Here is a 21,515-nt window from a genome sequence, read left to right as displayed (position 1 = left end):
CAGTGCTTCTCGGGAGGATGTTCCTGATGGTTTTGACTAGATTCTTTATTGTTCTTCTGCTTTTGTTTTCAGCCCAAGGTGCTTTTGCTGCTGAGCAGCCGGATGATTCCCTCTCGGTGGTCTATTGCGAGGATTGCGCCCCTTTTGAGTTCCAGAACAGCGAGGGCGGGGCGGATGGCCTGATTATGGATTATTGGAAGTTCTGGGCAGAAGCAAGCGGTACAAATCTGAATTTTAAACCCGCTCCGTGGAAAGAATCCCTGCGTATGCTCCGGGAGGGGAAAGCTGATGCCCATGCCGGACTGTTCTACAGCAAAGAACGGGATGAATACCTGCAGTTCGGAGTTTCTTTATGCCGTAGCGATACCCATATTTTTTATCATAAAGCGCTTCCCGTGGAGAATAATGACGATATTTCCGCTTACCGGGTTGGGGTTATTTCAGGTGATCTGTCGGAAGAATTCATGCGCGAAAAGCAGCCGGAAACTATTCTTGTCGAATATCCTGATTTCGATGCCATGATGAAAGACCTCAAAAATGGCAAGTTGAAAGTTTTCGTCGCCGAAACTCTGGTGGGCCTTTCCTACCTTAGAGAAAACAACCTTATTTCAAAGTTCCATTATAAACCCGGACAGCCCCTCTATCGTAATGATTGGCGGGTGGCTGTTCCAGAAGGCCGGAAACAGATTTTAGACACCGTCAATAAAGGTATGAGCGGCCTCAGAACTGAGGAAAAACGGTCTTTAAACCGTAAATGGGTGGCAGCCGCGCATGGACGTGACCCGGAAAGCCTGACCATAGCTCTGGACCGTGATTATCCGCCGTTCTCATTGCTTGGCCCAAATGGAGAACCTGCCGGACTTCTGGTTGATTTGTGGAGGGCGTGGAGTTCGCAAACAGGAATTCCGGTTGATTTCATGCCCGACAGCTGGACCGGGACCATAGAAGCGGTCAAAAACGGCAATGCCGATATTCATTCCGGATTGTTCATGTCAAAGGAGAGGGAGAAATATTTTCATTTTTCAAGGCCCTTATTTGGAGTGGATACTGCCTTGTTTTTCCGCGCTGACCGGATATTGCCCGGCGGACTGGATAAACTGGGCGGGAAAAAGGTAGCTGTGCTGGATGGTTCGTTTCAACAGAATTATCTGAAACAGAAATTCCCGCAGATTGAAGCCGTACCCTACCCGGACGGCGAGAGCCTAGTGCTGGCTGTTTTACAAGGTAAGGCGGATGCCCTTTTTCACGAGGTTCTTCCTGTAAGAGCAGAGTTGGAAAGCTGGCAGATGAAAGGGGTTTTGATCAAAGTACCTGAGACCGTCTTTTCCGATTCTATCAGGGCTGGGGTACTCAAGGGACGTCTCGATCTGGAAAAAAAAATAGAGGCCGGGTTCAATGCGATTCCCTATCAGGTTTATGCTGATATTGAAAAACGCTGGGTCTCTGATCCTGAAGAGCTTTACTATTCAGCGGAGAGCAATTCTTTCAAGTTGAGCGCGGATGATCTGAAATGGCTTGATAAACATCCGCAGATTACAATTGCGGTCATGAATGCGTGGCCTCCGCTTGATTACGCGAACGAACGCGGTGAACCGGAAGGATTGGGTGTTGATTACATAAAGCTGCTCAACAAACGTCTGGGCGAAAAATTGAAGATTATTGCCGGGCCGTTCAAGGAGAATCTTGAAGCGGTCAAGGAAAAGCGCATTGATGCTCTTATGGACGTGACCCCGAAGAAGGACCGTGAACCGTTTGTGGACTTTACAGATCCTTATATGGTTATTCCCCATGTGATTGTGGGACGTACCGATGGTCCTGAATCAGCGGCAGAAAAAGACCTTGCGGATAAGACCATTGCCCTTGAGCGCGGTTTTTTTAATGTAAAATATTTTCGTGAAAACTACCCCCTTGCACTGGTCAAAGAATTCCCGGATACCCTAGCGGCACTGGAGGCTGTGTCCCAGGGAGAGGCTGATGTCTACGTAGGTAACCGTGCCGTGGCCGTTTACCTTATTGAACGTAATCTGCTGACCAATCTGGAAGTGCAGGGAAAAATCAAGAGGAAAGGATCTGTGCTGGCTATCGGGGTCCGTAAGGACTGGCCAGAGCTGACTTCTATTTTTAACCGGGCCTTGAAATCAATAAGCCGGAAAGAAGAACGTGAAATTCTTAAAAAGTGGACCGGGGAAGGCAGGCAACGCCGGGTTGACCTCAGTCGGGATGAACAGCTCTGGCTGCGTACCAGTCCGGTGATCCGGTTCAGCGTTGACCCCGATTGGTTGCCTCTGGAACGCATTGATCCCCGTTCAAAGCAGTATGAGGGTATTTCCGCGGACCTGCTGCGTATGGTGGCGGATCGCACTGGACTTTCCCTTCAACTGGTGCCCACTGAAAAGTGGAGTGAATCGGTTGAGCTGGTCCGTAATGGCAAAACAGACATGCTTGCCGCAGCCAGTGAAACAGCGGAACGCAAACAGTTTTTGAATTTTTCCAATCCTTATATCAATCTTTCCGAAGTTGTAGTGGTCAAGCAGGATATGCCTTTTATTTCCAGTGTGGAGGATCTGGCCGGGATGCGGGTCGGGGTCAGCGCAGGCAATGCTGCCCACAAATATCTGGAAGCCAATTACCCGCAATTGAATCTGATTCCTGTTTCCGGCGCTTTGAACGGATTGAAAATGGTGGCTAAGGGACAGGCCGATGCTTATGTGGGTACCCTTGAAGTGCTTGGGTATCTGATCAACCAGAATGGTTTGTACAATCTTAAAGTGGCCCTGCAGCTTCCCATTACCCGTCAGCTTCGATTTGCATTGCGCAAGCAGATGTCTCCATACCTGCTGTCAATCCTCAATAAAGGGATCAGTTCCATTACCGAAAGGGAGTCCGAAGCAGTTATCCGTAAGTGGATCAGCCTGCGGGTGGAGAGTGGAATCAATTTGTGGATGGTGGCTAAAATTGTTCTCGGTATAGGAAGTGTGGCCGGGATTATTCTGTTTGTCGTTGTCCGGGCCAACAGGCGGCTGGCCGGGGAAGTGCTGATGCGTAAGGAAGCCGAGCAGGAAATGCTTAAAGCGCGTGACAAAGCAGAAGAGGCCACGCGGGCAAAAAGTGATTTTCTGGCCCGCATGAGCCATGAGATCCGGACGCCCATGAACGCCATTATCGGTATGAGCCATCTGGTTCTGCAGACAGAACTCACTGCCAAGCAGCATGATTATCTTACAAAAATACGCTCCGGGGCGAATAGCCTGCTTGGTATCATCAACGATATCCTTGATTTTTCCAAAATCGAGGCCGGAAAGATGGAGATGGAGAATATTCCTTTCCGTCTGGATGAAACCATGGATAATCTTGCCAATGTAGTTGCGGTTAAAGCTGAAGAAAAAGGGTTGGAAGTGCTTTTCCATGTCTGCCCAGATGTACCCAACTATCTGGTCGGTGACCCTCTGCGTCTGGGGCAGGTGCTCATAAATCTTGCCAACAATGCCACCAAATTCACAGATGAGGGCGATATTGTCATTTCCGTGGAAAAGCAGGCTGAGACTGATGAGCATGTGACCCTGTTCTTTTCTGTTACTGATTCAGGTATCGGAATGACTGAAGAGCAGATAGGCCGGCTTTTCAAATCTTTTTCTCAGGCGGACGGATCGACAACCCGAAAGTACGGCGGTACCGGGTTGGGGTTGGCTATCTGCAAGCGGATTGTGGAAATGATGGGCGGTAATATCCGGGTGGAGAGTCGGCCCGGACAGGGGGCAACTTTTTCATTTACCGTCGTACTGGGTAAAGGAGAGGTGGTTTCGGCCGGTTATATCCCTGCCGCAGACCTGCGCGGCCTGCGGGCCTTGGTAGTGGATGATAACCCCACGGCGCAGACAATCCTGTCTGAGGCTTTGGAAAGCATGAGTTTCAAAGTTGATACTGCCTCTTCCGGTCAGGAAGGCGTGGATATTCTCAAGCGGGCTTCCGAAGAAGGCGAACCGTACGAACTTGTTCTTCTGGACTGGAAAATGCCCGGTCTGGACGGCATAGAAACAGCCCGGTTGATTGAAAAAAAATGTGGTCATAAGTTACCTAAAATTTTAATGGTCACCGCCTATGGCCGGGAAGAGATTATGCAGCAGGCCGAAGAGGCCGGGCTGGAAGCTTTCCTCATTAAGCCGGTAAACCAGTCCGTCCTGTTCGATACCATCATGGGAGTTTTCGGCCATGATGTAGAGCGGAAAACAAAGAGGGCACTGCTTTTTTCCAAGGAACCTGAAGGATTGAATGAAATACGCGGGGCAAAGGTTCTGCTGGCGGAAGACAATGAAATAAACCAGCAGATAGCTGTTGAACTGCTTGAGAAAGCAGGCATGGTTGTTGATGTTGTCGACAATGGCCGGGAAGCAGTGCAAAGTGTCTTGGGAAATAATTATGATCTGGTTTTCATGGACATTCAGATGCCGGAGCTGGACGGTCTTTCCGCAACCACGGAAATCAGGGAGATGGGTATTAGTGCTGATGAGCTGGCAATTGTCGCCATGACCGCCCATGCCATGACCGGTGACCGGGACAAGAGTCTGGAAGCCGGGATGAACGATCATATAACCAAACCGATCGATCCTGATCTACTTATAGCTACCCTTGTAAAATGGATAACTCCCGGTGAGCGGCAATTTCCTGATGGATATGTTTCCAGCACTGAGCTCAAGGAGCGGGAGCTTGTCGAAAGCAGTCTGCCTCTTGAAGGGGTTCCGGGAATCAGTGTGAAGTCCGGTCTGGTCAAGGTTTCCGGTAACCGTGAATTATACAAAAAACTGCTTACACAGTTTCGTGCCAAGTATCTCGGGGCAGTGGAAGACATTCGCGAGCAGTTGCGCTCAGGTGATGTTGAAACCGCAACCCGCACCGCTCATACAGTAAAAGGGGTGGCTGCAAATCTCGGTGCGGATGATCTTTCACTTTCAGCCGGGGAAGTCGAGCGAGCTTTCAGGGCCGGTAGGACCGAACAGGATGATTTATTAATGGACATGTCTGCCCGGATGGATATTGTTGCCGAAGCATTGGATAAACTCTTGCCTGAACCGGATGGCAACGCTGCCTCAGGTGAATCATGGCAGGGTTCTTTTGAAGCCGAAGGTAATTTCCCGGATGTAGGGGAATTACAGGAAAAGCTGGAGCAGTTTGTTGTTCTGGTCGATGAAAATGTCGCTCAGGCCATGGAGCTTGCCGGAGAGCTTGAAAAGATGGTCAGCGGGACGGATATGCTGGATTCGGTCCGGAAAATGGTTCAGGCTATGGATGATTTCGAAACGGATGAGGCCCGTGATGAAGCACGGGCTATTCTTGATTCGCTTGGCGATAAGCAGGTTTAAGTTATGAAACAGGTACTTATTGTTGATGACACGGTGGAGAATTTACAGGTCTTGATGGAGGCTCTTAGAAGCGAATATGCCATTGTCACGGCCAAAAATGGGGAAAAAGCTCTTGAACTGGCCATGAACAAGCCCCGCCCGGATATAATCCTGCTTGATATAATGATGCCGGGAATGAACGGTTACGAAGTCTGCGAGAAGCTGAAAGCCGATGTGCGAACAAAGGATATTCCCGTTATTTTTATCACCGTACTCATGGAGGAGGAAGATGAGGCAAGGGGGCTTGCGCTTGGTGCGGTGGACTACATTGTAAAGCCTTTCTGTCCGGCGCTTGTTAAAGCCCGGGTCAAGAATCAGCTGGATCTAAAGGAACATCAGGATAATCTTGAAAGACTGGTCAAGGAACGCACTAAAGAGCTCGCTCTGGTCAAAAAAGTCACCATTGAGTGTCTGGCAACCATGGCAGAATGGCGTGATCCTGAAACAGGGGGACACATTGCCCGAACCCAGAATTATGTGAAAATTCTGGCTGAGCATGCCATGAAACAGGAAAAATTCGCATCCCAGCTGGATGAAGAACTGATTGAAACCCTTTACCTTTCCGCCCCTCTGCACGACGTGGGTAAGGTGGGTGTTGCCGACGCCATCCTGCTTAAGCCGGGTAAGCTCACTGCTGAAGAATTTGAGGAAATGAAAAAGCACTCACAGTTCGGCTCTGATGCTCTGGCCGGGGCCGAAAAGGCTTTGGGCGGAAATTCCTTTTTGCATCATGCCCGTGAAATTGCCTTTGCCCACCATGAAAAATGGGACGGTAGCGGTTACCCGCGTGGTATTTCCGGGGAGGATATCCCTTTGTCCGCCCGGATCATGGCCATTGCCGATGTATACGACGCATTGATTTCCAAAAGGGTTTATAAAGAACCTTTCCCGCACTCAAAGGCGGTAAAAATAATTTCCGAAGGGCGTGGGACCCATTTCGATCCGCGTTTGACTGATATTTTTTTGAAAATTCAGGAGGAATTCAGGGAAATAGCACTTGAATTCGCTGATTTTGACGAGGAACGGAAAACCCTTAAAAAATAGGGATAATCGGATATGAGCCATAAACCAACCGTGCTGGCAGTGGATGATACGCCTGAAAACCTTCATGTTCTCATGGATCTGCTTAAGGTCGATTACGCCATAATCGCAGCCAAAGATGGTGAAAAGGCTCTTAAGCTGGCACATTCAAAAGAACCTGATATTATTCTTCTGGATGTGATGATGCCGGGGATGGACGGTTATGAGGTCATCAAACGCCTGAAGTCTGAGGAGCGGACCAAAGATATCCCTGTTGTCTTTGTCACATCCCTCAGTGAAGCCGGAGATGAAACCAGAGGGCTTGCTCTCGGAGCCATTGATTATATTACCAAGCCGTTCAATCCTGATATCGTTAAGGCCCGGGTCAGGAATCATCTTGAACTCAGGGAAGCTGTGCGTATGCGTGAAGATGTTGAACGGATCATGCGCCACGATCTCAAGTCACCGTTGACCAGCGTGATCAGCCTGCCGCAGCTTATTCTTATGTCCGGGGATTTTGATGACCATATCAAGTCTATGCTCGGGCGTATTGAGGATGCCGGATATACTGTGCTGTCCATGATCAACATGTCCACCGCCCTCTTTAAAATGGAGCGTGGGACTTATTCTTTTGTCCCTGAATCATTTGACCTTGCCGCAGTGGTGCGTAAAGTTTTTCTCGGGTATGAGGATACTGCCCAAATGCGCGGACAGGAACTGGTGCTGGAAATTGAAGGCAGCACGGCTGTCCCCGGGCAGGAGTTCATGTTTTTCGGGGAAGAATTGCTCTGCTATTCTATGTTGGGAAACCTTGTAGGAAATGCAGTAGATGCCAGCCCCAAGGGGGGAACGATCCGAGTCCGCCTGCAGCAGACGGATGATTCTGTGCGGATTTCCGTTCATAATCCCGGAATGGTTCCGGAAGATATAAAAAATCGTTTTTTTGCCAAGTACGCCACTTCCGGAAAAGATCGGGGAACAGGTTTGGGAACCTATTCCGCCAAACTCATCGCGCAGGCTCATAAGGGCGATATATTTATGGATAGCGTTGACAATGAGGTCTCTGTGTCTGTCGTTATTCCACGGTAGATTTTTTATCCGGGAAAGACCTCTTTGAGCTTTCTTTCCAGTGTTGCAGGAGTGAATGGTTTGACAATATAATTGGTGGCTCCTGCAGCCACGGCTTCGACCACAAGGTCCTGCTCGGCTTCTGCTGTGACCATTATTACAGGAATTTTTTCTAATTCCGGGGAATTACGTATCTCCCGCAGGCAGTCAAGGCCGCTCATGCGCGGCATATTCCAGTCCAACAGAACCAGTTTGGTTGAAGAGTGTTCCTTGAGCTGTTCTAGAGCCATAAGTCCGTCTTCTGCATATTTGATGTTGAAATAGCCCAGCATGCGCATAATATCTGCAACGGTGCGGCGCATGGACTGATGGTCGTCTACAATAAGTACGCTTGCGTTTGTGTTTAGCATAGCAGTCTCCATAATATACTGGATAGTACTATAACGAGTACCTCTTTTTTTTATTGAATGCAATATGTTGTCGAAAATAGATCGTAAACATTTAAATAATATTAGGTTGTAAATATGGAAAGTTCGCTTGATTTTTCCGCTGTGATTTTTGATCTGGACGGAACATTGCTTGATACACTTGGTGAGATAGCTTCTGCCGGTAATGCCGCTCTCTCACGTATGGGATTTGATACCCACCCTGTTGATGCTTACCGTAAATTCGTTGGGGCAGGGGCAAAGAAGTTGGCCTGGCGGGTTCTTCCCGAAGAAAAACAGATTCAGGAAGTATATGACAGTTTTGTCCCCGTGCTTCTTGAAGAATTCGGGCAGGGGCTCAATACTGTGGCCAAACCTTATGCCGGGATTCCTGAAGTGCTGGCTGATTTTGCGTCCTGCGGAAAGAAGCTGGCCGTACTTTCCAACAAGCCTCATGAATTTACAGTGGAGGCGGTCAGCAAGTTCCTGCCGAATGTTGATTTTTTTGCAGTTTGCGGCGGGCGCAAAGGTGTTCCGCTCAAACCCGAACCGGATGCGGCTCTTAAGCTTGCTAAGGCCATGGGAGTTTCGCCACAACAGACATTGTTTGTCGGTGATTCCGATGTGGACATCAAAACCGGCGTTAACGCGGGAATGATTTCCATTGGAGCGGGGTGGGGTTTTCGTGGCGATGAAGAACTGATCAAGGCCGGTGCCAATATTGTGCTGGATACTCCTGCTGATCTTGTATCGTTACTTTAAGCTGGATTAGTCTGGTTGTTGAAAAGCCGCATTGTCATACTGGCACCCTGCTGTGCAGTAGAGTATAAATTCCGATTGTCCTTTAATAATTGCTCTAAATAATTTATGGTGGAGGATAAATCCTGAGTCTGTTTTTTTAATCGCGGGGAATTCTATGAAAGTATTCGTAGGTGATATCAAGACAGGAATGCGTCTGGCTGAGGACGTAAAAGGTGCCAATGGAAGATTTCTGCTTGCTGCCGGTACGGTTATTGAAGAACAGCATTTGCGTGTTTTCAATATCTGGGGTGTCAGCGAAGTGGAGGTCGAAGGTTCCGGTGGCGGAGAAAATGATAGCGATTTCGACCCTGCTCTTGTAGAGCGCGCCGAAGAATATGCCGGGCGATTGTTTGCCAATGTGAATAAGGATTCAGAACCTGTGCGGCTGCTGAAAGGAATTTGCGTTAAGCGTTACGCCGGAATGCTGTCAGAGAATCTATCGCTTCCACCTCTTCCGGAATACGGTAACGAGTTGAGTGACATTCCTGAGGATCACCTTTATGCCGATGCCGCAGCTTTCATGACCAGCGGAATCCGGCTAAGTTCCTTCCCGGATATTTATTACAAGATCATGAACGCGCTCAATGATCCTACTGCAACCTCTGAAAGCCTCGCGGATATAATTTCTAAAGATTCAGGATTGAGCGCCAAGCTCATCAGTCTGGTGAACAGCCCGCTTTACGGATTCAGTCTTCCGGTGGAATCCTTGAGCCGGGCAGTCTCCCTTGTGGGTACAAGCGGACTCTGTCAGTTGGCACTCAGCGTCTCGGTGATGGAGTCTTTCAAAGGCTCTGGTGCCGATGTTCTTTCCATGGCTGATTTCTGGAAACACTCATTAGCCTGCGCGGTCTTCTGCCGTATTTTCGCTTCCCAGATTCCCGGAACATCACAGGATAAATGTTTTGTGGTCGGTATGCTCCATGATCTGGGGCGGTTGGTCCTGATGCAGCATCATCCGGACGAGATCAGCCTGACATTCAGATTGTGTAAATTTCATGGATTGACAGGGTGTCAGGCGGAGGTAAAGGTTTTCGGTTTTGACCATTGCCAACTGGCCGGAGAGCTTTTTGAGCACTGGAATTTTCCTCCTTCTTTGATTGTCGGTGTCGCCGGTCATCATGGCGACCGCAGCAGGGAGCTTTCAATTGAGTCGGCTATCTGTTCCGTTGCAGACATGATGGCTGTTGCCATGCAGTACGGCAGTGACGGTCCGGGACTTGTCGGTGCTCCTTATCCGGGAGCTTGGGATGTTCTGGGGCTTCCGGGGGGAGCGTTGGCGACCTCGGTTTTAAAGGCCCGTCGGCAGATTACCGATATTCTTGCCATATTCGGGGGGTAGGGTGGACGATAAAACGTTGATAAATTTTCAGAGTCGGCAGATTAAGATTCTTCAGGAGGAGAAGGCCGCCGCTATGGATGCCCTTGATCTGGCCCGGGAGCTGGGTTCGATCACGGGCCTTACTCAGGAGCAGCCTTCTCTGGAAAAACTGCTGCAGGAAATATGTATTCGTGCCAACCGTATGATCCCTTTTAAGTCCTGTGCGATTTATCTTGTGGACAACGAAACACAGGATTTCGTGCAGGCCCGGTCTTATCCTGATCTTTCCTCCACAGTGCTGGATAAAGAAGTCAATTCGTTGATAAGAGACCAGTCTTTTGCCTATGCGCTGCAGTCTGACGGACCAGTATTCTTTCTTGATTCCACAGGAGAAAAACATATTCTTCTCCATTCACTTTCCACTCCGTTTCGGATGCGGGGCATGTTTGTCGGGCTGATGCTCCAGAACAAGCATGATATTCTGGATACAACCCTTAAACTTTTTTCCGTTTTCATGCTTTCGGCGGTCAATGCTCTGGAAAACTGTGAAAACCACCAGTTTATGCGCAATCATAACCTGGAGTTGGAACGGAAGGTTCAACAACGTACCCTTGAACTTGCCGATGCCTATGACCGGCTGGATGTGACCCTGAACGGCATGCAGGCCGGTGTAATGGTTGTGGAAGCCAATACTTATAAAATTGTAGAAGCCAATCCCAAGGCTCTGGAAATGCTGGGACTGAGTTGGGAAGAACTGATAGGTCAAGAGTGCTTTAAAGTGATCCGTGATTCTTTGCGGGGCAATTGCCCCATAATGCATCAAGGGAAGCACGAGCACACTGGAGAGTTTTCTATTAAGCGAAAAGACGGCAGCGAAATCCAGATACAGAAGACTGTCAGCCGGGTCATGATCAATGGCAAACTGCACATGGTTGAAAATTTTATCGATATTACCGAGCAGAAAAAGCTGGCCGCACTTAAGGAAGATGTCGACCGCATCATGCGCCATGACTTGAAAGGGCCTTTGAATGGAATTATCGGCCTGCCTGAAGTATTGCTGATGGATGACGATGCTCCACTCAACGAAAGCCAGCGCGAGATTCTGGAATATATCCAGACCTCCGGTTATAAGTTGCTGAACATGATCAACCTTTCGCTTGATCTTTATAAAATGGAGAGCGGAACTTATGAATACCGCCCTGCTGTGGCCGATATTTATGCCATTGCCCGGTCAGTTCTCAAGGATTTGTTCGATCTGGTAAATTACAAGAAGCTTGTAATCAGGGAACAGTTTGAGGGTAAGGATGTGGGCGGAAGTTATTCATTTAATGTCCGTTGCGATGAATTCCTTACCTATTCACTCTTGTCCAATCTTTTAAAAAATGCAGTGGAAGCTTCTCCGGTAAATGAAGCTATCATTTTCGAGGTGAGACGTAAGGGCAGTAATGTGCTTTTGCACATTCATAATATAGGTGAAATCCCGGATGAAATTCGTGAAACATTTTTTGATAAATACGTGACAGCCAATAAATCAGGAGGAACCGGGCTGGGGACATATTCAGCCAGACTTATAACTGAAACCATGGGCGGACATATTTATTTTGAAACTTCCCGTGAAAAAGGGACCTCTATGTTTATTGAATTTCCGGGAATAGAGGAATAATACATATTTGTTACGAGAAGTTGTTTGAAGAAAAGGGTTTGGAGTGATAGTGTTGAGTAATGATTTTCGTAATCCAAGCCAGTGAGGTGGCATAATGAAAATACTGGTTGCCGAGGATGATTTTGCCTCACGTAACTTTCTGCAATTTTTTCTCAGAAAATATGGGGAAGTGGATGTTGCAGTAAACGGGAGTGAGGCTCTGGAAGTTTTTAAGGAAGCTCTGAATGAAAAAGCTCCATATCAATATGTATTTATGGATATCATGATGCCGGAGAAGAACGGGCTGGATGCCGCTCGGGAAATTCGGGAAATTGAGCGTGAGTTTAATGTGGCACCTGCTAAGGAAGCTGTAATAATTATGGCCACAGCTCTTTCAGATGTGAAAACTGTATTTGAGGCTTTTAATAAGAGCGAAGCCACAGATTATATAACCAAGCCGCTGGATGTGGAAACCTTGACTGCTAAGTTAAAGGAAATAGGACTTATTAAAGATGAGTGAGGGATTTGATCCGGATTCATTTCTTGCCGAGTTTGTCAATGAGTGTCGCGAAGCCGCAGAGCTGGCAGTGCAGGATATCCTGAATCTTGAGGAAATGCATGATCAGGATTCGTTGGACCGCATTTTCAGGGTGTTGCACAGTATCAAAGGCAATTCTTCCATGTTGGGATTGATGGAACTGTCAGGATTTGTACACAGAGTTGAAGATGCCTGTTCGGATATTCGTTCCGGTAAAAGGGAAGTGGACAAGACAGCAATCTCTGTGCTGCTCAAAAGCTTTGACCGTATTGATGAAGCCTTTGATTGTATTCTTGAAAACGGTCATGACAAAATAGATTTCAGCTCAGGATATCGGCTTCTAGAGGAAATGGACTCCCAGACAGGTGTATCCTCTTCCGGGAAGCGTGTTTCCGAAGACAGGGGGGCTGAACCGGTTCCCGCAGGACAGAGCGTAAAAGGGCTGACTGCTAAAGAGGTAGAGAAGGCCGCAAAGACAGATCTTCCCTCCGCTGCAGATGGAGAGGAAATCAGACTCAGGGCAGAGCCGACGGCTTTGATAGTGGATGACGATTTTTCCAGCCGTAAGATTCTCAGTACTTTTCTTTCTAGGTATATGCCCTGCTATGTGGCTAAAGACGGGGTTGAAGCCATTCAGGCCGTTTCGGAAAGTCTTGCCGGTAACTGCCCCAGATTTGACCTGATCATGCTGGATATAATGATGCCTAATATTGACGGCCTGCAGGCCTGTAAGGCCATTCGGCAGCTGGAACGCAGCAAGAATTTGGATTCATTCGGTAAGGAATCAAAAATTTTCATAGTCAGCAGTCTGGGCGATGACGAAACCCTCCACAAGGCTGTTTATGAATGTCAGGCGGACAGTTATATAATCAAGCCCGTTACGTTTGATAGGTTGCAGAAGCAACTGGAGCGTTTTAAATTAATTGCTTCTTAGCGGATGCTGAAGGATTAAAATTAATAATCCCGGACTGGATTCTGCTCCTGTCCGGGATTTTTCAGCGTTCTACACATATCTTGCGTAGTCAGTAACCAGCAGATGGATCGGTTCTTCATCCTCATCTACTTCGGGAAAGCGGGGCAGGGGTTCGTGAAAGCGGTTATCTATATTGTCATCGTTCACTGCGCTGACCTCGCCGACCATGACATCTCCGGTTCCTTTTTCACAGTAGAAACAATGGTACATGCCCGGTTCAAGACAGATGGATTCGCCCGGCTCGAGAACGATTTCCCCGCCCGGATCTATTGTGCGTATAAATCCGTCCACGCTGACATCAAGCGGCTTATCGGACATAGACTCATCTTCGTTTGACCCGTAAAGCTGGATCACAAGGTTGCCTCCTGCGCGGTTGATGATGTCTTCGCGCTTCGACCAGTGAAAATGCATGGGGCAGAGCTGTCCCTCACGCAGGATCATAATTTTTTCCGCGTATGGTTTCGGGTCCCCGGTCTGGAGATTACCATTGCGAATGGTGAACAGGATCAGACCCAGCTTTTCGAAATCTCCTTTGCCGTAGTCGGTAAGGTCCCAGCCGAGCATGTTGCGGACTACTTCACTCTCACCTTTGCCTTTCCAATCTTCCGGTCCCCAGAAGGCCCATTTGGGCAGATTGAAACGGTGACCGGCATAAAAATCTTTGGCTTTAGCGATAAGTGCGTTGATTTCACTTCTTTTCATGTTCGTAACCTGTATTAAAATTATTTGATCAGCTTAAATTCAGTTGGGATGGCGGGCATGGCACCTTTGCAGGAGCAAACATGGGCGGCTAGTCTATTAGCATGGTCACTGATCTTAATCAGCGGATGACCCAGCAATAAACCTATAACTACCGATGCGGTAAATGCATCTCCTGCGCCGATAGTATCTTCAACTTCCTTGATTTTGATTCCGGGATGCTCCACCTCTTCATTATCCCTGATAATCAGGCTTCCCTTGCTGCCACGGGTCAGCACAGAGCAGTTAAGATTGAACTCCTTATGCAGTTTTTTCAGCATATCCCGTTCGCTTCCGTTCAATTGGAACATGGGGGCAATGACCCTTATTTCATCTTCGTTTAGTTTCAGCACATCTGCTTGATGAAGAGATTCAGTAATTATTTCTTTGGTATAAAAAAGCTGACGCAGGTTCATATCGTAGATTTTCAAGGCCTGCGGTGCTGCATTCAGAAAAGTGAGAATTGCCTTTCTGGATTCTTCGCTACGCTGGGCAAGGGTACCGAAACAGACAGCATCAACCTGTGAGGCAAAACCCATGGCAATATCATTAAGCTTCAGGTGATCCCATGCAATGTCGTCCGGGAAATAATATGTAGCAACACCATCCTCATCCAACTGGGCTTCCACGTATCCGGTCTCATGGTCCTGATCAATGCTGACCCCGGAAAGGCAGAGCTCCCGGTCCATGAGTTCATTGGTGGCCCGCCGTCCCCGCCTGTCATTCCCGAGGGTGGAGATTGCCGCACCTTCTGCTCCCAGCTTTCCCGCATGATACGCAAAGTTGACCGGAGCACCGCCTATCTCTTCGGAATCAGCTAGTACATCGAAGAGAATTTCGCCAAGTCCTGCTATGAAGAATTGTTTTGTCAAAATATGCCTCTTATTCTTTTACTGAACCGGCCAATAAGCCACGGATAAAGTACCGTCCGAGGAAAATATAAATCATGAGCACTGGAAATGCTGCCATGATTGACCCGGCCATAGGCAGGTTCCAGCTTACGGCCTGTCCGCCTGCCAGTTGAGCCAGCCCCACGGTGATGGGGTTGTCCTCGTGGCGGGTCAGGCAGATACCCCAGAGGAATTCGTTCCAGATCTGGGTAACCTGCCACAGGCTGGTGACAACAAAACCCGGAATGGACAGCGGAAAGACAATTCTGGTGTAGATGGAGAAGAATCCGGCTCCGTCCAGTCTCGCGGATTCCACCAGAGCGGTGGGAATCTGGGCATAGAAGTTTCGAAAAATCAGAGAAGTGATGGGTAAGCCGTAAACCACGTGGGCGAGTATCAGCCCCGGAAGTCCTCCATAAAGGTTCATGGCCCGTAGGGTCTGGAAGAGCGGGATCAGGATAACCTGATAGGGAATGAACATGCCGAACAGGAACAGGGTGAAAATCAGTTCGCTGCCTTTGAATTTCCATTTGGAGAACACGTAGCCGTTCAGGGAACCCAGTACTGTGGAAAGTGCAGTGGCGCTGACGGTCAGCACCAGTGAGCTGGCAATGTTTGATTTGAGAAGTTTAAAAGCCTGCGGAAAGCTGGCCCAGTTAAGTTTATCCGGCCATTCCCATGCGGTGGGCAGACTGATGGTTGCCGGGTCCTTGAGTGCGGTGACAATCGCCATATAAGCCGGCATAAGGAAAAACAGGGCCAGCACGAAAAGTGATCCGTAAAGCAGGATGGAGCCGGGAGTGATTCCGGATTTCTGGGTTGTAGTACTCATGTCTTATCCCCTTCTCCTTTGCTTGTACTGGCTGACTACATAGGGAACGATGAATGTTCCCGCTACGAGGAAGAGCACGATGGCGATGGCTGCGCCCCGTGCAAAGTCGTTGGCCCGGAAAGTGGTCATATACATGTTCAGGGCCGGGTGTCCGGTCTGGGCGTTGTCCGGCCCGGTCATGGCAAAGATAATGTCGAACATTTTTAAAGAGATGTGCGAGAGGATGATAACCGCACTTATCGTGATCGGTTTGAGCATGGGAATGGCGACATAGCGGTAGTAATCGGTGTTGCTGGCCCCGTCGAGCATGGCTGCGTCGCGCAGATCCTGTGAAATTCCGTTGAATCCGGCAAGGTACAGGGCCATGGTATAGCCAGCATACTGCCAGACCGTGGCGATTATGATCCCCAGTGTGGCAAGGTTGAAGCCATGCATCTCTTCCATGAACAGGGCCTCCGGAAGCAGGGAACCCCCCAGCCATGCAAAAGCACCGATGATCACGCCGGGACCGAGCCAGCGTTTGACCGCTTTTTCGGGTTCTCCCTTGAGCAGGAAAAGTCCTACCATAATCAAAATGAAAGCTGCGATGTAGATCAGAATCTGGAACAGGTTCTGCCAGTTGAATTCTAGAATGGCCTTGGTGGATGAAGTCCACTGGAAATTAAGGGCATCGAATCCCATATAGGTGGGCAGCACGTTGACCCCGCCTTGCGGTGCCAGAAGCCAGCGCCAGATAGTACCGGAAACAATGAAGGAAAGGGACATGGGATAGAGGAATATGGTACGCAGGACGTCTTCGCCTTTGGGCTTCTGGTCCAGCAGGATGGCAATGAACATGCCCAGCCCGATAGCCCCGGCCAGCAGCATGATTGAGTAGTAGACAGCATTGACAAGGTCCTGCCTGAAACCGCTGGAAAGGAACCCGTTGAACAGGTCCACATAGTTGTCCAGACCTATGAAATTTTTTTGCGGGTCAAGGGCCATTGAGCCACTTCCGCCCCAGTCGGTCATGGAAATCCAGATGGTGTTGCCGATAAAACCGTAAACGAAAACGGCGACAAGGATAATTGATGGTAGAAGGGTTAAAAACGCCTTCAGCCTGTCCCGTGATGCTTCCCTCATATGCCCTTACCCCTTTTGGGACCGCGCCGGGACTTCCCGGCGCGGCTTTTCTTTCATAATGGGATGCCTCCGGCGGCGCTGCCGGGGGCCTTAAACCCTTTTGGAAAAGGGCTTAAGAATCCCAAAACTTTTTGGTAAGCTTCGCCCTGTTTTTTTACAGAGCTTTAATTTTTATTTGCCAATTTTGGCTTTGTCGGCCAATTGCTGGCAGGCCATGGCAGTTGCCTTGGCATTCTTAGTCTTCAAGAACATTTCCATAACCTGTGCGAAGCCGCCCATGAAGGTTTCATTTGCTGCTGCGCCATGGGCAAGGGATGCAACCACACGGTCTTTACCGAAGTCCTTGGCTGCGGACTGCAGGTAGCCGTTGTATTTGCTCAGGTCGGTATCCTTGCGGGCGGAGATGGAACCTTTGAGGGGGTTGAAGGTATCACTGCCTTCCTTGGAGCCGAGGACTTTCAGCCATGCAATAGCATTGTCACGGTGGGGTGCGCCCTTGGGCAGACCGAAGGAATCGGCGAGGAACATGAATTCACCTGCGGTATCAGGAGAAGCTGCCCAGCCGAAATCCTTGCCGGGAGCCATTTTCTTGGTAGTAACCATATAACCGGCTGCCCAGTCCCCCATGATGTTGAAGGCTGCGCGGCCGTCGATGACCATATCGGTAGCCTGCTGCCATGAAAGGGAAGCAGCGTCTTTGTTGGTGTACTGCAGCACCTTGCCGAAAAGTTCCCAGGCCTTGATTACTTCAGGGCTGTTAAATTTCAGCTTGCCGGACCAGAGGGCTTCCCAGTTGTCCGCTCCGAGTGAAGCCAGAGCAACTGATTCCCAAAGATGGTTGGCAGTCCAGTTCTGGGCCAGTGCGAGGGGAACTATGCCCTGCTTCTGAAGTTTGGGAGCGATTTTAAGGAAATCATCCCAGCTCTTGGGTGCTTCAACGCCCCATTTTTTCAGGTTGGCGGGGATGTACCACATTACGTTGGAACGGTGGATGTTTACCGGAACGGACCAGATACCCTTGTCAGTACCGATCAGTTTGACCAGACCTTTGGGGAATGCGTCCATCCAACCCTGCTCTTTGAACAGGAAAGTAAGGTCCTCCATGCGGTCGGCCTTAACCCAGGTACCGATGAGTTCCTGACCTGCGTGAACCTGAAAGCTGTCCGGCGGCTCACCACCGAGCATGCGGGTTTTGAGCACGGCCTTGGCGTTTACGCCGGAACCGCCGGTAACAGTGGCGTCAATAACTTTCACTTTAGGGTTCTGACCTTTGTAAATACCGATCAGGGCCTGCAGAGCAGGACCTTCGTCACCTGCCCACCAAGAGAAAATTTCAAGATCTCCTTTGAGCTCTTTGGCCTGCGAGACCTGCGGAACCGCAAGTAGTATGACCGCCGCGAACACCAAGCAAAATTTAATCAGGGATTGTTTCATTTTTCCTCCTAAATGTTAAACAATCTACTCTATCCTTAAGCCTTTATAATTCGTCGCCTCCAGAAGATTTTTACAGTAAATGTTTTTCATACAATATTACTGTAGACGCTAAATCTTCATCAAGGCGAGTTCATCATTTAAAATCCGCTAATAAAGAGCCTCTTTCGTTTCAGGGTCGAAAAGAACCATGCGGTCGAATTCAAAACCGATGGGTACGGTTTCTCCGGGATGGGCTATGACCCTGCCTTCTACCTCGGCGATGAGTTCATTTTCACCGTCAATGATGATTTCGAGCAGGGAATGGGCACCGAGTACTTCGGAAACCACGACTTCACCGCTGCACCACCAGTCTTTTGGCAGCCGCTCGATGTTGTCACCCATCTTGATGCAGTCGGGGCGCAGTCCGGCCAGAACTGCATCGCCGTCCTTGAGGTTCGGCCCCTGATGATCTCCCACCGGGAATTTGGAGCTGCCTACCTCCACGAATCGTTTGCCATCGATGACTTTGTGCACCCCTTCAAGGATGTTCATAGGCGGGTTGCCGATGAACTGGGCAACGAAAACATTGTTCGGTTTTTCAAAGACTTCCACCGGAGAGCCAACCTGCTGTATATAGCCGTCCTTGAGGATAACAATGCGGTCGGCAAGGGTCATGGCCTCGATCTGGTCGTGGGTTACGTAGATGGTGGTGGTCTTCAGCCGCATATGCATCTTGCGGAGTTCCATACGCATCTGGGTCCGCAATTGGGCATCAAGGTTGGAGAGTGGTTCGTCAAATAGAAATACATCCGGGTTGCGGACCATGGCCCGGCCCATGGCAACCCGCTGGCGTTGTCCACCGGAAAGTTCCGAAGGTTTGCGGTGCAGGTAGGGTTCCAGTTCGAGGATTTTGGCAACTTCATTTACGCGTTGTTTGATCTCGTCCTTGGTCCTTTTGTGCATTTTCAGAGAAAAGCCCATGTTTTCGGCAACGGTCATATGCGGGTAGAGGGCGTAGTTCTGGAAAACCATGGCTACGTTGCGGTCCTTGGGGGAAACATTAGTGACCACCCGTTCACCGATGTGGATATCTCCACCGCTGATGTCTTCAAGTCCGGCCACCATGCGCAACAGGGTGGACTTGCCGCATCCCGAAGGGCCGACCAGTACGATGAATTCGTTATCATTTACGGAAAGGTCCACACCGTGGATGACCTCGACAGAGCCATAACGTTTGATGACGTTCTTAAGTTCTACGTTTGCCATGCTTCATTTCGCCTTAATCGTTTTCAGGTACTGCAGTGAAGTTGCGGAACCTGTACTCGGTTGAATGATGGTATTTTTCTCCGGGATTAAGAATCACGGAGGGAAATTCGGGATGGTTGACCGCATCGGGGTAGCCCATGGGTTCTATGCAGAACCCGTAGCGCGGTCCGTATAGGCTGCCTTTTTTTCCTGCGGTTCCGGGAGCTATGCCGTCTGCAGTGTAAAGCTGCATTCCGGGCTGTGTGGTGAGGATTTCCATTTCCAGACCTGATTCATTACAACGCCCGATTGCTGCCGGAACAAGTTCTCCTTGCTCATTGTCCAGAACATAAAAGCGGTCCTGTGCAGTGTTACCCAGCGGAGTAAATTGTGTGAAATCAGCAGCAGTGCCGGAAATATTGTTAATCTCGCCTGTGGGGATCATGGCTTTGTCGGTGGCGGCTGATTTGATTGCGTGAAGCTTTAATTCATGGTTGTTGATTTTGCATCCGTTCCCGTTGAGATTAAAGTAGGCATGGCTGGTCATGTTCAGCGGGGTTGGCTGGTCGGTAATGGCCCGGTAGTCTATGCGCAGGGTAGTGCCTTTCAGTGTAAAGGTGGTTTCAACAAGAAGGTTGCCGGGGTAGCCATTGGTTCCGTCCGGGGAGTGCAGCGAAAGGGTAATGGCCGGAGCTTCCTCGTTCCGGTTGCAGGCTGCAATTTCCCATACCCTGCTGCTGAATCCGTTTTTGCCGCCATGCAGGTGGTTTGGTCCTTCGTTGCTGTCCAGCCGGATCTTTTGACCGTCAAGATTAAAACTTGCATTGGAAATCCGTCCGGCAACCCGTCCCACGGTAGCCCCCATGTAGTTGCCGTCATTCATGTACTCTTCCAGTGAATCAAAGCCGAGCACGACATCTATAGTGTTGTCTTCCCTCGGTATTTCCAGCCCGATCAGGGCGGCTCCGAAGGTCAAGATGTCCGCTTTACAGCCGGAGCTGTTTTTCAGGGTGAAGAGCTGCACTTCTGCTCCGGCGGGGGTAAAACCCCATGATCTGCAGGAAACTCCCATTACTTGCTCTCCTTGTAGCTCGAGCCCCGGATGAGTAGTTCGGTTTCAAGAGTAATGGTTTCGGGCCTGAAATTTTCTTTTTCCTTAAGTTGCTTGAACAGAAGAGTGGCCGCAGTTTTACCCATCTTGAAGGCAGGCTGGGCTACGGAAGTCAGCGCTGGTTCGATTAGTGCTGATTCCGGTGAACCGGAGAATCCAGCCAAAGCAATGTCATCGGGGATGCGCCAGCCGGCCTCTCGAAAACGGCAGAATGCACCTACAGCTACGGGGTCGTTGATACACAGCACTGCGTCCGGGGGATTGTCCATTTTCAGGTATTCTTCGGCTCCGGCTTTACCATTGCTGCCCCGGCAGCCTCCGATGTTGACGTTAAGTTCCGGGTAAAAGGTAACGTTGTGATTCTTGAGGGCCTGCAGATAACCGTTGAAGCGCAACCGGTTCATGGAAATACCTTCGCTTCCGGCAAGGAAGCCTATACGTTTGTAGCCCCGGTCAATGAGGTGGGAAGTCATCCGGTAGGACGCCCGGAAATCATCAATGACCACCTTCCCGGTGTCCAGCTCATCCACAACCCGGTCAAACTGGACCAGCGGGATGGATTGGCGCATCACAGCGCGCATGTGGTCAAAAGTCGTTGTCGCCAGAGATATGGCCATGAGAATTCCGGCCACCCTGTTGGCAGCAAGGGCCTTGGTGGTCATGATCTCCCGCTGCAGGGTCTCGTTGGACTGGCAGACCATGATGATATACCCGGCGTTGTAGGCCACTTCTTCAATACCACTGATTACTGTGGCAAAAAAATTGTGCCGAATTTCAGGGACAATAACCCCGATTACCTTGCTGCTTTGCTTTTTAAGGCTCTGGGCGATGGGGTTGGGCTGATAGCCGTATTTGTCCGCAGCTTCCATGACGCTCTTTTTGGTCTTGTCGCTGATGTCCGGATGGTCATGCAGGGCTCGTGACACTGTGGATGCAGAAATGCCCAGTTTGCGGGCGAGGTCTTTGAGAGTCATGTGTCCCAT

Annotated in this window: 17 protein-coding genes; 8 read left to right on the top strand and 9 right to left on the bottom strand. The window is 49.6% G+C overall.

Going from position 1 to position 21,515, the window contains the following annotated elements:
- Positions 1 to 26 precede the first annotated feature (26 nt).
- From ACKU41_RS09555 to ACKU41_RS09545, 3 genes are read left to right on the top strand one after another with little or no spacing between them, the layout of a single operon-like run.
- Positions 27 to 5,357, top strand: coding sequence for a transporter substrate-binding domain-containing protein (locus ACKU41_RS09555; protein ID WP_321405182.1), 5,331 nt, complete (start codon positions 27 to 29; stop codon positions 5,355 to 5,357).
- Between the two features lie 3 nt (positions 5,358 to 5,360).
- Entirely contained in the window at positions 5,361 to 6,440 is a 1,080-nt protein-coding gene (locus ACKU41_RS09550) for a two-component system response regulator (protein WP_321405181.1), read from the top strand.
- A gap of 12 nt (positions 6,441 to 6,452) precedes the next feature.
- Positions 6,453 to 7,505, top strand: a complete 1,053-nt coding sequence (locus ACKU41_RS09545) for a hybrid sensor histidine kinase/response regulator (RefSeq protein ID WP_321405180.1) — start codon at positions 6,453 to 6,455, stop codon at positions 7,503 to 7,505.
- Between the two features lie 5 nt (positions 7,506 to 7,510).
- Here the strand turns inward: ACKU41_RS09545 and ACKU41_RS09540 are convergent, their stop codons facing one another.
- Positions 7,511 to 7,894 carry a response regulator gene (locus ACKU41_RS09540; RefSeq protein WP_319776963.1) on the bottom strand — a complete coding sequence of 128 codons (384 nt, stop codon included), beginning with the start codon at positions 7,892 to 7,894 and terminating at the stop codon, positions 7,511 to 7,513.
- Between the two features lie 114 nt (positions 7,895 to 8,008).
- Here ACKU41_RS09540 and ACKU41_RS09535 point away from each other — a divergent pair, with 114 nt between their 5' ends.
- The 5 genes from ACKU41_RS09535 (at position 8,009) to ACKU41_RS09515 (ending at position 13,142) form a co-directional block, all read left to right on the top strand.
- Complete coding sequence (locus tag ACKU41_RS09535; protein ID WP_321405179.1) at positions 8,009 to 8,671, top strand: HAD family hydrolase; 663 nt, start codon at positions 8,009 to 8,011, stop codon at positions 8,669 to 8,671.
- A gap of 154 nt (positions 8,672 to 8,825) precedes the next feature.
- A complete protein-coding gene (locus ACKU41_RS09530) occupies positions 8,826 to 10,049 on the top strand; it encodes an HDOD domain-containing protein (protein WP_321405178.1) in 1,224 nt (407 codons plus the stop codon).
- Between the two features lies 1 nt (position 10,050).
- Positions 10,051 to 11,691 (top strand): GAF domain-containing protein, encoded by a 1,641-nt coding sequence (locus ACKU41_RS09525; RefSeq protein ID WP_321405177.1) that lies wholly within the window; start codon positions 10,051 to 10,053, stop codon positions 11,689 to 11,691.
- Between the two features lie 94 nt (positions 11,692 to 11,785).
- A complete protein-coding gene (locus ACKU41_RS09520) occupies positions 11,786 to 12,190 on the top strand; it encodes a response regulator (protein WP_321405176.1) in 405 nt (134 codons plus the stop codon).
- Positions 12,183 to 13,142, top strand: coding sequence for a response regulator (locus ACKU41_RS09515; RefSeq protein WP_321405175.1), 960 nt, complete (start codon positions 12,183 to 12,185; stop codon positions 13,140 to 13,142). The genes ACKU41_RS09520 and ACKU41_RS09515 overlap by 8 nt, the downstream gene beginning before the upstream one ends.
- Positions 13,143 to 13,211: 69 nt before the next feature.
- On the opposite strand, the gene ACKU41_RS09510 is transcribed toward ACKU41_RS09515, so the two are convergent.
- From ACKU41_RS09510 to ACKU41_RS09475, 8 genes are all read right to left on the bottom strand, one after another.
- Positions 13,212 to 13,883: a D-lyxose/D-mannose family sugar isomerase gene (locus tag ACKU41_RS09510; protein WP_319776952.1), complete on the bottom strand. Its 672-nt coding sequence runs from the start codon at positions 13,881 to 13,883 to the stop codon at positions 13,212 to 13,214.
- A gap of 20 nt (positions 13,884 to 13,903) precedes the next feature.
- Positions 13,904 to 14,791, bottom strand: a complete 888-nt coding sequence (locus ACKU41_RS09505; RefSeq protein ID WP_321405174.1) for a PfkB family carbohydrate kinase — start codon at positions 14,789 to 14,791, stop codon at positions 13,904 to 13,906.
- A gap of 10 nt (positions 14,792 to 14,801) precedes the next feature.
- Positions 14,802 to 15,641, bottom strand: coding sequence for a carbohydrate ABC transporter permease (locus tag ACKU41_RS09500; protein ID WP_319776948.1), 840 nt, complete (start codon positions 15,639 to 15,641; stop codon positions 14,802 to 14,804).
- Between the two features lie 3 nt (positions 15,642 to 15,644).
- Complete coding sequence (locus tag ACKU41_RS09495) at positions 15,645 to 16,763, bottom strand: sugar ABC transporter permease (RefSeq protein WP_321405173.1); 1,119 nt, start codon at positions 16,761 to 16,763, stop codon at positions 15,645 to 15,647.
- A 171-nt stretch (positions 16,764 to 16,934) separates the two neighbouring features.
- Entirely contained in the window at positions 16,935 to 18,197 is a 1,263-nt protein-coding gene (locus ACKU41_RS09490; RefSeq protein WP_321405172.1) for an ABC transporter substrate-binding protein, read from the bottom strand.
- A 147-nt stretch (positions 18,198 to 18,344) separates the two neighbouring features.
- Positions 18,345 to 19,442, bottom strand: coding sequence for a sn-glycerol-3-phosphate ABC transporter ATP-binding protein UgpC (locus tag ACKU41_RS09485; protein WP_319776943.1), 1,098 nt, complete (start codon positions 19,440 to 19,442; stop codon positions 18,345 to 18,347).
- Positions 19,443 to 19,455: 13 nt separating this feature from the next.
- A complete protein-coding gene (locus ACKU41_RS09480; RefSeq protein WP_321405171.1) occupies positions 19,456 to 20,493 on the bottom strand; it encodes an aldose epimerase family protein in 1,038 nt (345 codons plus the stop codon).
- Complete coding sequence (locus ACKU41_RS09475) at positions 20,493 to 21,515, bottom strand: LacI family DNA-binding transcriptional regulator (protein ID WP_321405170.1); 1,023 nt, start codon at positions 21,513 to 21,515, stop codon at positions 20,493 to 20,495. The genes ACKU41_RS09480 and ACKU41_RS09475 overlap by 1 nt, the downstream gene beginning before the upstream one ends.

Source organism: Maridesulfovibrio sp. (assembly GCF_963678865.1).
GTDB lineage: Bacteria > Desulfobacterota > Desulfovibrionia > Desulfovibrionales > Desulfovibrionaceae > Maridesulfovibrio.
This window is presented reverse-complemented; position numbering and strand designations above follow the sequence as displayed.